Below are 10,490 nucleotides of genomic sequence, written 5' to 3' on the forward strand. Positions count from 1 at the left end.
GCCAGCGCCGCCGCCTGTCGATCGCGCGCCTGCTCTCGGTGCGGCGGCCGGTCTGGCTGCTGGACGAGCCGACATCGGCGCTCGATACGGCCGGACAGGCGCTGTTCGTCGGGCTGATGCGCGACCATCTCGCAAGCGGCGGCCTGATCGTCGCCGCGACCCACCTGCCGCTCGGCATCGATGCGCGCGATTTGCGGATGGGAGGCGCGGCATGAGCGCGCTGGCCGCATTGATCCGCCGCGACATCCGCATCGCGCTGCGCGTCGGCGGCGGGGCGCTGATCGGCGTGCTGTTCTTCCTCACCGTCACCGTGCTGATGCCGTTCGCGGTCGGGCCCGATCTGGCGCTGCTGTCGCGGCTCGGCCCCGCCATCCTCTGGCTCGGCGCGCTGCTGGCGAGCCTGCTCACCCTCGACCGGCTGTTCACGGCCGATCACGAGGACGGCTCGCTCGACCTGATCGTGATGAGCCGGACGCCGCTGGAACTCGCCTGCGCGGCCAAGGCGCTGGCGCATTGGATCGCCGCGGGACTGCCGCTGATCATCGCGACGCCGGTGCTCGGCCTGCTGCTCAATCTCGACGGCACGGCAACGCTCGCGGTCGCGGCAACCCTGCTGGCGGGAACTCCGGCGCTGACCTTCACAGGCATGATCGGCGCGGCCCTGGCGGTGACGCTGCATCGCGGCGGGCTGCTGCTCGCCGTGCTGGTGCTGCCGCTGTCGATCCCGGTGCTGATCTTCGGTGTCGCGGCCTCGCAGGCGGCGATCTCGGGCCCGCTGCCCTTTGGAACACCGTTCTCGATCCTCTGCGCGCTGTCGCTTGCCAGCCTCGTGATCGGGCCGTTTGCCGCCGCCGCGAGCCTGCGGCACGGGCTCGACTGAGATGGGCAAGATCAACCCAGCCCTCATCAAATCTCGCCGAGAGCGGTTCGGCCAATTGCTTGCGACACATTGGGCGATTATCAGGGTGCCATGACGCTGACCGACCTCGCCAATCCGACCAAGTTTCTGGCGCTGACCGCGCGCATCCTGCCGTGGCTCGCGGGCGTGACCGCGGTCCTGCTCGCGATCGGGCTCTACCAGTCGGCCATGGCGCCCGACGACTACCAGCAGGGCGCCACGGTCAAGATCATGTTCATCCACGTGCCGAATGCATGGCTGTCGATGTTCGTCTGGGGCGTCATGAGCGTGGCCGCGCTCGGCACCCTGGTGTGGCGGCATCCGCTCGCCGACGTCGCCGCGAAAGCCGCAGCGCCGATCGGCGCCGCCTTCACCTTCCTTGCGCTGGTCACCGGCTCGCTGTGGGGCCGGCCGATGTGGGGCACCTATTGGGAGTGGGACGCGCGGCTGACCTCGGTCTTGATCCTGTTCCTGATGTATCTCGGCCTGATGGCGCTGTGGCGCGCGGTGGAGGACCCTTCGCGCGCGGCGCGGGCGGCGGCGGTCCTGACCCTGGTCGGCGCGATCAACATCCCGATCATCAAGTTCTCGGTCGATTGGTGGAACACGCTGCATCAGCCGGCCTCGGTGCTCCGCGTGGGCGGATCGACGCTCGACAAGGCCTTCCTGTGGCCGCTGCTGGTGATGGCGATCGCGTTTTCGCTGCTCTTCATCACCTTGCACCTGGCGGCGATGCGCAACGAGATCCTGCGCCGGCGCGTGCGCAGCCTGCAGATGATGCAAGCCAACCGCATCGCGTTTTCGAGCGAAGTGGGCACCGGTTCGCGTGAAGAAAACGCGTCAAAACCAATTGGGGCGGCGTGACACGATGTCGCTTGGTCCCTACGCCTCTTTCATCGTGACGTCCTATGCGCTGGTCGCAGCCGTCGTGCTGCTCTTGATCGTCTGGATCATCGCCGACTATCGCCGGCAACAGGCGCGCCTCAAGGAGATCGAGGCCAGCGGCATCACGCGCCGCTCCGGCCGCAGCGCGGCGGATATAAGATGAGTGAGCAGGCGACCAACAGCCCGCCGCAAGCCCGCCGCCTGCTGGTGGTGCTGCCGCTGCTCGTTTTCCTCGGACTTGCCGGGCTGTTCCTGCTGCGGCTCTATGGCGGCGATCCCTCGAAAATTCCGTCGGCACTGATCGGCCGGCCGGCGCCGCCGACCGCCCTGCCCGCGCTCGACGGCCTCGTGAAGGACGGCGCGCCTGTCCCCGGTCTCGATCCCGCCGCGTTCAAGGGCAAGGTCAGCATCGTCAACGTCTGGGCGTCGTGGTGCGTGCCCTGCCACGACGAGGCGCCGCTGCTGACCGAGCTCGGCAGGGACAAGCGCTTCCAGATCATCGGCATCAACTACAAGGACTCGCCGGAGAACGCACGGCGCTTCCTCGGCCGCTACGGCAATCCGTTCGGCATCGTCGGCGTCGACGGCAACGGCCGCGCCTCCATCGAGTGGGGCGTCTATGGCGTGCCCGAGACCTTCCTGGTCGGACGCGAAGGCACGATCGTCTACAAGCTGGTCGGCCCGGTGACGCCGGACAACGTCAACACCGTGCTCAAGGCCGAGATCGAGAAGGCGCTGCGCGCGAGACCGTAACCGCATCGGCACGCCGCGACTCGCGAACATGAATCGGGCATGAACGACGCGAGAAAACACCTGCGGCATAATACTTCGACGGGTTTATCTGCGGTTCATTTCACGGCCACGGCGACGCCACGAACGCAACCCTAACTCCATGGTGTGACTTCACTCATTCCTCGGAGAGGACATATGCGCAAGACCACGCTCGCTTCACTTCTTGCTACCGCACTCACGCTCGGCCTGATGACGGCCACGCCGTCGATGGCCCAGTCGCCGCAGCCGGCCGCGCCCGCCGCCAAATCCGAGAGCCACATGGCGCCAGCGCCGAAAGCGGTGGCCCCTGATCTGAAGACGACGGGGATGGCGAAGGACGACCTGCTCGACATCAACAGCGCCAGCTCCGACCAGCTCGACGCGCTGCCTGGTGTCGGCAAGGCCTATTCGGCCGCGATCATCAAGGGCCGCCCCTACAAGGGCAAGGATGAACTGGTGCAGAAGAACATCCTGCCGCAGGCGACCTACGACAAGATCAAGGACAAGATCGTCGCCAAGCAGAAGAGCTGAGCTCTGAACAGTTGATCTCCGAAGCGTCGGACGCAGCGCGGCACAATCACCCGCGCTGCGTTCGGATTTACTTTCGCAGGTCGCCGGCGTCCGCCTCGCTGGTCTCCAGCGAGACCGGCTCCAGATGATAGCGCTTGGTCAGCGGCATCTGCGCGATGGCGAAAACCATGGTCAGCGGCGTCACGCCGAACACCTTGAAGTTCACCCAGAAATCCGTGGTCTGCGTCCGCCAGACGATCTCGTTGAGGATGGCCATGCCGGCGAAGAACAGCGCCCAGCGCATGGTCAGGATGCGCCAGCCCTGCGGCGTCAGATTGAACATCTGGTCGAACATGACGGCGATGAAGGAGCGGCCGAACAGCAGCCCGCCGCCGAGCACGGCGGCGAACAGGCCGTAGATGATGGTCGGCTTGACCTTGATGAAGGTCTCGTCGTGCAACACCAGGGTCAGGGTGCCGAACACCAGCACGACCGCGCCGGTCACCAGCGCCATGATCGGCACGTGCCTGGTCACCACGTAGGAGGCGATCATCGCAGCGACGATCGCGACCATGAACGCGCCGGTCGCGAAGAACAGATGGTATTTGGCGTTCGCGATGAAGAACACGAGCAGCGGCCCGAGCTCGGTCGCAAGCTTGAACAGCGGATGTGGCTGGGTCTTGTCCATCAATTCAGTCCATTGAACTCGTGTCTTGGCCATCCTTCGAGACGGCGCTCCGCGCCGCCTCAGGATGACGACCTTTCGTATCCCACCGTCATCCCTGCACAACGGCTTTGCCGTTGTTGCTGGAGGAGCGCGCACTAGCGCGCGTCTCGAAGGATGAATTACTCGATCCCGGCAATCGCCTTGGCAAAATCCTTCGCCGTGAAGGGCGCGAGGTCCTCGACGCCTTCGCCGACGCCGATGAAATGCACCGGCAGCTTGTGCTTTTCCGACAGCGCGACAAGGATGCCGCCGCGCGCCGTGCCGTCAAGCTTGGTCATCACGAGGCCGGTGACGCCTGCCGTACGATGAAATGCCTCGACCTGCGACAGCGCATTTTGTCCCACCGTGGCGTCGAGCACGAGCAGCACCGCATGCGGCGCCGACGCATCGACCTTCTTGATGACGCGCACGACCTTTTCGAGCTCGTTCATCAGCTCGGACTTGTTCTGCAGCCGGCCGGCGGTGTCGATCAGCAGCACGTCGCGCGCCTGCTGCTTTGCCGCGGTCAGCGCGTTGAAGGCGAGGCTTGCCGAATCCGAGCCCTGGGCTCCGGCGATGACCGGAGATTTGGTGCGCTCGCCCCAGACCTTGAGCTGCTCGATCGCCGCGGCGCGGAAGGTGTCGCCGGCGGCCAGCATGACCTTGCGGCCCTCGGCGGAGAATTTCGCGGCCAGCTTGCCGATCGTCGTGGTCTTGCCGGAGCCGTTGACGCCGACGACCAGGATCACGAACGGCTTCAACGTCGCATCGATCTCGAGCGGCTTGGCCACCGGTGCCAGCACCTTCTCGACCTCGGTCGCAACGACGTCCTTGACCTCGTCGGCCGAGATCGCCTTGTCGTAGCGGCCCTTGCCGACCGCCTCCGCGATCCGCACCGAGACCTCGGTACCGAGGTCGGCGCGCAGCAGCACATCCTCGATATCATCGAGCATGGCTCGGTCGAGCTTGCGCTTGGTGACGAGATCGGCGACGGCCGTGCCGAGCGCGCCCGAGGTGCGCTTGAGGCCGCCTTTTAGCCGCTGCCACCAGCTCTGTTTTGGAGTTCCTGCAGTGGTATCGTTCATGGCGCGGACGTGTTAGCCGTTTCGGCCCATAAACGAAAGTCTCGACGAATTGATCGATGTTCCCCAATTGACCGCGGAAGAAATCTTAGGCCGCGTGCTCCACCGCGACGGGCTGATGCTGGTCATCGACAAGCCGGCGGGCCTGCCGGTGCATCGCGGCCCCAAGGGCGGCCCCAATCTGGAGGCCTCGTTCGACGCGTTGCGGTTCGGCCTGCCCCGGCCGCCGGTGCTGGCGCATCGGCTGGACAAGGACACCTCCGGCTGCCTCGTCCTGGGACGCCATCGCAAGGCGACCGCCTCGCTCGGGCTGTTGTTCAAGCACAGCAAGATCGCAAAGACCTATTGGACCGTGGTCGAGGGCGGCCCTGCCGAAGATCAAGGCACCATCGACATGCCGCTCGGCCGCCTCAACGCCGAGCGCGGCTGGTGGCAGAAGCCGGACCCGGACGGGCAGAAGGCGATCACCAACTGGAAGGTGCTGGGACGCGGCGATGGCCTCACCTGGCTCGCGATGGAGCCGGTCACCGGCCGCACCCATCAGCTCCGGGTGCATTCGGCGGCGATGGGCTGGCCGATCGTCGGCGACAATATCTACGGCAACGGCCCGCGCTTCGGCGAGCCGACGCTGCATCTGCATTCCCGCGAAATCGGCATCCCGATTTCCCGCAACAAGGACCCGGTGCATGTCGTAGCACCTGCGCCGGCGCACATGCAGGAGCGGCTCAAGGCCTGCGGCTGGAACGGCGAATAGACCGTTTTCCAGCGAAAGCCTGTCCCGGACTTGATCCGGGATGGATACCGGTTCGCGTAACGAAAGCGCGTCAAAATGTAGAGCTTCCTCCGGGATTCTACTGATCATTATCCTTACGAAACGTTCAGGTCCGCCCGATAAAGCTGCAAGCTGGCTTAGAACAAGCAATCGGGACGGGCTCAGGACGAGCAATGCTGACTGCCGGGCAGGCAATTGTCGACGAGGTCGAGGCTGCGATACGCGCCGGCTCCGCCGAAAAATGCATAGCGACGGCGAAGCGCGTCACTGACCTGTTTCTCCACTCCGCCGGCAGCTTCAACAGCGAGCAGATCGAACTGTTCGACAATGTGCTCGAGCGGCTGGTCAAGACCATCGAGCTGCGCGCGCTTGCCGAGATCAGCGCCCGGATGGCGCTTGCCGAGATCAGCGAGCAGCTCGCCCCGGTCGCGCAGGCGCCGCCCGCGATCGTTCGCCGCCTCGCCAGCAACGACGAGATCCGGATCGCGCGGCCGATGCTGCAGGAATCCTCGCGCCTCAGTGCGGAGGACCTGGTCGAGATCGCGCAGACCAAGAGCGAGCAGCACCTGCTCGCCGTCGCCGGCCGCTGGTGGCTGAAGGACGTCGTCACCGATGCGCTTCTGGCTCGTCGCTTTGCGAGCGTGAGCCACCGCCTGGTCACCAATCCCGGCGCCAAAGTATCTCTGGGCGGATTTGCCGTCATCCTGGCGCAGGCCGAGCACGATCCGCCCCTCGCAGTCGAGACCGGCATCCGCGCGGACCTGCCGGCGGAGCTCCGTCTTCAGCTGCTGCGCCGGGCAACGGAAGAGGTTCGCGGCCGTTTGCTGGAACGCGCCCCGCCGTATCTATACGAGGAAATCCGCCACGCGATCGCCGCGGTCGCCGCCGGCGTCGAGCGCGACATGTCGCAGGTCCGCGATTTCACCGCAGCCAAGCGCCACGTCGCGAAGCTCAGGGATAGCGGCGAGCTCGACGAGGCCGCCCTGCTCGGCTTCGCCAAGCAGCGAAGATATGAAGAGACTGTTGTTGCGCTGGCGGATCTCGCGCAGTCGAACATCGAGGTGATCCGCTCCCTGATGCAAAGCCTGCGCAGTGAAGGCCTTTTGGTGCCGTGCCGGGCGGCAGGCCTGAGCTGGGAGACCACCGCCGCGGTGATGGAATGCCGCTATACGACCGGCTCCATGGGCGCCGTTGAGCTCGCTCATGCGAAGAGCCAGTTCACCAAGATGACCCGCGGCGACGCCGATCGCCTGCTGCGGTTCTGGCAGATTCGCGCATCACGGCCGCCAAAGCCCGGCGGCCGCGCGCACTAAGTGCATCATGCGCAATGACGCGACTGATTTCGATTTCAACCTGTCAACAGCTGGTTCGGTGTCATCACCCGCGCATGCGCATGCGGGTGATCCAGTATTTTAGAGACGTCGGTGCTTGAACCCAGAGACTGCGGCTTCTCCCGGCGTCGTCCCTGCGAAAGCAGGACCCATACTCCGCGGCGGGTATTGTGAACGGGACTCGTCGTTCCGGTACCGACCATCAACAACCATTCGTGGTTATGGATCCCTGCTTCCGCACGGACGACATCGAGATTGTTGACGCGGTGACGATTCATACAGCCTCGTTCTCGCGGCGCGTTTCGCCCGAGCTTTGCATCTCGTTCCGCCCTCTCGTCTTCAGAGGGGCAGGGAAAGCCGGGTGCCGATCGCACCCATGGGCCCCGAGCAATGGGTAGAGAGCTCGGGGGTAGGACCACGTCAAGACAGCCACACCTCCTGTGTCAACCGATAGAGAGCTTGCCGCCGCAACGCGTCGTTTTCCGGCATGCGAGGGTGGTCAAAGTCCTCTGCGCTATCGTGAGACATCCCAAGCTTCGCCATCACGCGTCTGGATCGCACGTTGCGGGTGCTTGCATGCGCCACGATCTCTTTGAGACGAATCTCTTCGAAGCCGAATTGAAGAGATACTCGCGCCGCCTCAACCGCAAACCCCTGCCCCCAGAACTGCCTTGCTAGCCGCCAACCGACTTCGATAGCTGGTGTGAAGGGGGCGACGAAGCCGATGCGCAATAGCCCGACAGCGCCCATGAATACCCCAGACTCCTTCGATTCAACGGCCCAAAGGCAGAAGCCGTGAGAGGATTGATGGCTGATTTGAAAGTCGATCCACGCGTCGGATGCATCCCGCGTTGGAAGCGGACGAAGATATTCCATGACTTGAGCGTCTTGAGACATCTCTGCAAAGGGCAGCCTGTCCGACTCCATCCATGATCGGAGGATGAGCCGCGGCGTCGATAGCTGCATCCGACTTCCCCTGAGCTGTGCGATGGCCACTCAGTGGCCGATCATACGCTGGCGGTCTCCATTGTGCGACCTTGTGAATACGCCACCCTAACTAGCCTCGCCGCGCACCCCAACGAGACGCGCACCGTCATGGCCCGTCACGACAAGCCGCCGGACCATGCCCGGCTCATCGTCATCGATCGCGACAGGCAGAAAGTGTTCGGTGCGGCCCTGCTTGTCGCTCTCGATCAGCACCTCGCGTGTCGCGCCGACTTCCGCAGCAAGCCGCAGCAGCAGCGCGGCTTCGCCGGCCGTGCGCAATCGCTTGGCGCGCTCCCTGATCGTGCCGCCTGCGACCTGCGGCATCCGTGCGGCCGGCGTGCCCGGACGCTTCGAATAGGGAAACACGTGCAAGAAAGTGAGATCGCATTCCGCGACCAGATCGAGCGAGCGCGCGAACATCTCTTCAGTTTCGGTCGGGAAGCCCGCGATGATGTCGGCGCCGAGCGCGATGTCGGGCCGCAGCCGGCGCACCTGCGCGCAGAAATCGATCGCGTCCCGGCGTGAATGCCGGCGCTTCATCCGCTTCAGGATCATGTCGTCGCCGGATTGCAGCGACAGATGCAGATGCGGCATTAGCCGCGGATCGTCGGCAATGACATCGAGCAGATCGCGATCGGCCTCTATCGAATCGATCGACGAGATGCGCAGCCGCTTCAGCTCGGGCACATGACGCAGGATCTGCCGGGTCAGCTGGCCGAGCTTCGGCGCGCCCGGCAGGTCGGCGCCATAGCTCGTGAGATCGACGCCGGTCAGCACGATCTCGGCGTGGCCGCGCTCGACCAATGTGCGGACCTGATCGACCACCGCGCCCATCGGCACGGAGCGCGAGTTGCCGCGGCCATAGGGGATGATGCAGAAGGTGCAGCGATGATCGCAGCCGTTCTGCACCTGCACGAACACCCGCGGCAGGCCGCGCTCGAAGCCGTCGAGCAGATGCGGCGCCATCTCCGTCACCGCCATGATGTCGGCAACCGCGACCTTTTCGCTTGCACCGACATCGAAAGCGACGCGCGTCGCCTGCCAGGCGTCGCTGCGCATCTTCTCGTCATTGCCGACGACGCGATCGACCTCGGCCATCTCTGCGAACATATCGGCTTGCGTCTGCGCCGCGCAACCGGTGACCACGATGCGCGCGGCCGGGCGTTCGCGCTTCAACTTGCGGATCGACTGCCGGGCCTGCGCCACCGCCTCGTTGGTGACGGCGCAGCTGTTGATGACGATGGTCTCAGTGAGCCCCGCCTGCTCCGCCTCGCGCCTGATCACCTCGGATTCGAATGCGTTGAGGCGGCAGCCAAAGGTGACGACATCGACGCTCATAACCGATCCCAAGACCGCCTTCATGCCCGGCTAAGCGACGCTGGCGAACAGCGCCGGATCGAAGCGGCCCTCATATTCGAAATCGGCGGTGCCGGTCATCAGCACGTGGTCGTCGCGCTCGCGCCACTCGATGCCGAGCTTGCCGCCGGGCAACGTGATCTCGACAATCCGGTTGGCGCGCTTCAGCCGCGCCGCCGCAACCGCGGTCGCGCAGGCCGCCGAGCCGCACGCCCTGGTGAGGCCGGCGCCGCGCTCCCAGGTGCGGATCGTGATGTGGTCGCGATCGACGATATGGGCGAGCGTGATGTTGGCGCGCTCCGGGAAGATCGGATGGTTTTCCAGGAGCGGCCCGAAACGTTCGAGGTCGTAGGCATTGACGTCGTCAACCCAGAAGACCGCGTGCGGATTGCCCATCGAGACCGCCGAGGGCGAATGCAGCACCGGATTGTCGATCGGCCCGACCTGCAGCTCGATGTAGCGGGTGTCGCGAAATTCCTCAGCCAGCGGAATGTCCTGCCAGCCAAACTTCGGCGCGCCCATGTCGACGGTATAGAGATCGGGCGCCGGCCCCTGCCAGCAATTGAGCAAGCCGGCGCGGGTCTGGAACGTCGCGGATGTCTGACCGGTCTTCTCGAAGATCCGCCGCACCACGCAGCGCATGCCGTTGCCGCAAGCCCCGGCCTCCGAGCCGTCATTGTTGTAGATCGAGATGAACGCTTCCGTGCCATCGAGCCGCGGTGGCTGCAGCACCATCAGTTGGTCATAGGGCACGCCGCCGGCCGGCGATGCCACGGCGCGCGCCTCCGCCGCCGACACCTGCGCCCGACCTGGTGCCTCGGAATCGCGCAGGTCGACGACGACGATCTCGTTGCCGATGCCGTTCATCTTGGCGAATGCGTGATTGGCGAGCGCGCTCATCGATTTTCCTAAATTCCGCCCGGTTATATGGCGAGTGGTGGCTGATTGGCCAGTCCGTATGGCCCTATGACACATCTGTCATGGGACGAATGCAGAACTCGCGTGTTAGGAATATCGCACCTCAGGGACCGCGCGCGCCGGGACAGATCGAGCGGCCGTTTGAGGAAGGGGATGGAGAAATACCGAATGAACCGTATCAACACGCTCCGCGCGGCCTTGGTCGCGCTGCTCCCTTTGGCCGCGATCACCCTGGCAAGCCCGGCGCCTGCCCAGTCGCCGTCAGCCTCGCCCG

General features: G+C 65.1%; 12 protein-coding genes and 1 pseudogene. 8 read left to right on the forward strand and 5 right to left on the reverse strand.

What is annotated here, in order from left to right; genetic code table 11:
- From H8B02_RS40225 to H8B02_RS40250, 6 genes and pseudogenes are all read left to right on the forward strand, one after another.
- Positions 1 to 215, forward strand: a pseudogene (locus H8B02_RS40225) (heme ABC exporter ATP-binding protein CcmA); the annotation flags it as partial.
- Positions 212 to 880, forward strand: a complete 669-nt coding sequence (gene ccmB / locus H8B02_RS40230; protein WP_021078801.1) for a heme exporter protein CcmB — start codon at positions 212 to 214, stop codon at positions 878 to 880. The pseudogene H8B02_RS40225 and the gene ccmB, both read left to right, overlap by 4 nt.
- A 90-nt stretch (positions 881 to 970) precedes the next feature.
- A complete protein-coding gene (locus tag H8B02_RS40235; RefSeq protein ID WP_229171243.1) occupies positions 971 to 1,762 on the forward strand; it encodes a heme ABC transporter permease in 792 nt (263 codons plus the stop codon).
- A 4-nt stretch (positions 1,763 to 1,766) separates the two neighbouring features.
- Positions 1,767 to 1,946 (forward strand): heme exporter protein CcmD, encoded by a 180-nt coding sequence (ccmD, locus tag H8B02_RS40240; RefSeq protein ID WP_229171244.1) that lies wholly within the window; start codon positions 1,767 to 1,769, stop codon positions 1,944 to 1,946.
- The gene (locus tag H8B02_RS40245) at positions 1,943 to 2,536 is read left to right on the forward strand and encodes a DsbE family thiol:disulfide interchange protein (RefSeq protein WP_229171245.1); all 594 of its coding nucleotides are present in this window, start codon (positions 1,943 to 1,945) and stop codon (positions 2,534 to 2,536) included. The genes ccmD and H8B02_RS40245 overlap by 4 nt, the downstream gene beginning before the upstream one ends.
- Before the next feature lie 174 nt (positions 2,537 to 2,710).
- Entirely contained in the window at positions 2,711 to 3,085 is a 375-nt protein-coding gene (locus H8B02_RS40250) for a ComEA family DNA-binding protein (RefSeq protein WP_229171246.1), read from the forward strand.
- A 67-nt stretch (positions 3,086 to 3,152) separates the two neighbouring features.
- Here H8B02_RS40250 and H8B02_RS40255 read toward each other — a convergent pair whose 3' ends face one another.
- A complete protein-coding gene (locus H8B02_RS40255; RefSeq protein WP_173639649.1) occupies positions 3,153 to 3,752 on the reverse strand; it encodes a septation protein A in 600 nt (199 codons plus the stop codon).
- A 158-nt stretch (positions 3,753 to 3,910) separates the two neighbouring features.
- On the reverse strand, positions 3,911 to 4,855 hold the full coding sequence (gene ftsY, locus H8B02_RS40260; protein WP_229171247.1) for a signal recognition particle-docking protein FtsY: 945 nt from the start codon (positions 4,853 to 4,855) through the stop codon (positions 3,911 to 3,913).
- A 49-nt stretch (positions 4,856 to 4,904) separates the two neighbouring features.
- Here ftsY and H8B02_RS40265 point away from each other — a divergent pair, with 49 nt between their 5' ends.
- Both H8B02_RS40265 and H8B02_RS40270 read left to right on the forward strand, forming a co-directional pair.
- The gene (locus H8B02_RS40265; protein WP_229171248.1) at positions 4,905 to 5,606 is read left to right on the forward strand and encodes an RluA family pseudouridine synthase; all 702 of its coding nucleotides are present in this window, start codon (positions 4,905 to 4,907) and stop codon (positions 5,604 to 5,606) included.
- A 191-nt stretch (positions 5,607 to 5,797) separates the two neighbouring features.
- Positions 5,798 to 6,937, forward strand: a complete 1,140-nt coding sequence (locus H8B02_RS40270) for a DUF2336 domain-containing protein (RefSeq protein WP_229171249.1) — start codon at positions 5,798 to 5,800, stop codon at positions 6,935 to 6,937.
- A 438-nt stretch (positions 6,938 to 7,375) separates the two neighbouring features.
- On the opposite strand, the gene H8B02_RS40275 is transcribed toward H8B02_RS40270, so the two are convergent.
- From H8B02_RS40275 to dapF, 3 genes are all read right to left on the reverse strand, one after another.
- Positions 7,376 to 7,921, reverse strand: coding sequence for a GNAT family N-acetyltransferase (locus tag H8B02_RS40275; RefSeq protein ID WP_229171250.1), 546 nt, complete (start codon positions 7,919 to 7,921; stop codon positions 7,376 to 7,378).
- 87 nt (positions 7,922 to 8,008) lie between these two features.
- Positions 8,009 to 9,280: a tRNA (N(6)-L-threonylcarbamoyladenosine(37)-C(2))-methylthiotransferase MtaB gene (mtaB, locus tag H8B02_RS40280; protein WP_229171251.1), complete on the reverse strand. Its 1,272-nt coding sequence runs from the start codon at positions 9,278 to 9,280 to the stop codon at positions 8,009 to 8,011.
- 30 nt (positions 9,281 to 9,310) lie between these two features.
- Complete coding sequence (gene dapF, locus H8B02_RS40285; protein WP_229171252.1) at positions 9,311 to 10,198, reverse strand: diaminopimelate epimerase; 888 nt, start codon at positions 10,196 to 10,198, stop codon at positions 9,311 to 9,313.
- Positions 10,199 to 10,490 lie beyond the last annotated feature (292 nt).

This window comes from Bradyrhizobium altum (assembly GCF_020889705.1).
In the GTDB taxonomy this organism is placed as follows: Bacteria; Pseudomonadota; Alphaproteobacteria; order Rhizobiales; family Xanthobacteraceae; genus Bradyrhizobium; species Bradyrhizobium altum.

Coding starts and splice junctions, on each gene's coding strand:
- ccmB (WP_021078801.1), top strand. CDS start 212: ATGAGCGCGCTGGCCGCATTGATCCGCCGCGACATCCGCATCGCGCTG.
- H8B02_RS40235 (WP_229171243.1), top strand. CDS start 971: ATGACGCTGACCGACCTCGCCAATCCGACCAAGTTTCTGGCGCTGACC.
- ccmD (WP_229171244.1), top strand. CDS start 1,767: ATGTCGCTTGGTCCCTACGCCTCTTTCATCGTGACGTCCTATGCGCTG.
- H8B02_RS40245 (WP_229171245.1), top strand. CDS start 1,943: ATGAGTGAGCAGGCGACCAACAGCCCGCCGCAAGCCCGCCGCCTGCTG.
- H8B02_RS40250 (WP_229171246.1), top strand. CDS start 2,711: ATGCGCAAGACCACGCTCGCTTCACTTCTTGCTACCGCACTCACGCTC.
- H8B02_RS40255 (WP_173639649.1), bottom strand. CDS start 3,752: ATGGACAAGACCCAGCCACATCCGCTGTTCAAGCTTGCGACCGAGCTC.
- ftsY (WP_229171247.1), bottom strand. CDS start 4,855: ATGAACGATACCACTGCAGGAACTCCAAAACAGAGCTGGTGGCAGCGG.
- H8B02_RS40270 (WP_229171249.1), top strand. CDS start 5,798: ATGCTGACTGCCGGGCAGGCAATTGTCGACGAGGTCGAGGCTGCGATA.
- H8B02_RS40275 (WP_229171250.1), bottom strand. CDS start 7,921: ATGCAGCTATCGACGCCGCGGCTCATCCTCCGATCATGGATGGAGTCG.
- mtaB (WP_229171251.1), bottom strand. CDS start 9,280: ATGAGCGTCGATGTCGTCACCTTTGGCTGCCGCCTCAACGCATTCGAA.
- dapF (WP_229171252.1), bottom strand. CDS start 10,198: ATGAGCGCGCTCGCCAATCACGCATTCGCCAAGATGAACGGCATCGGC.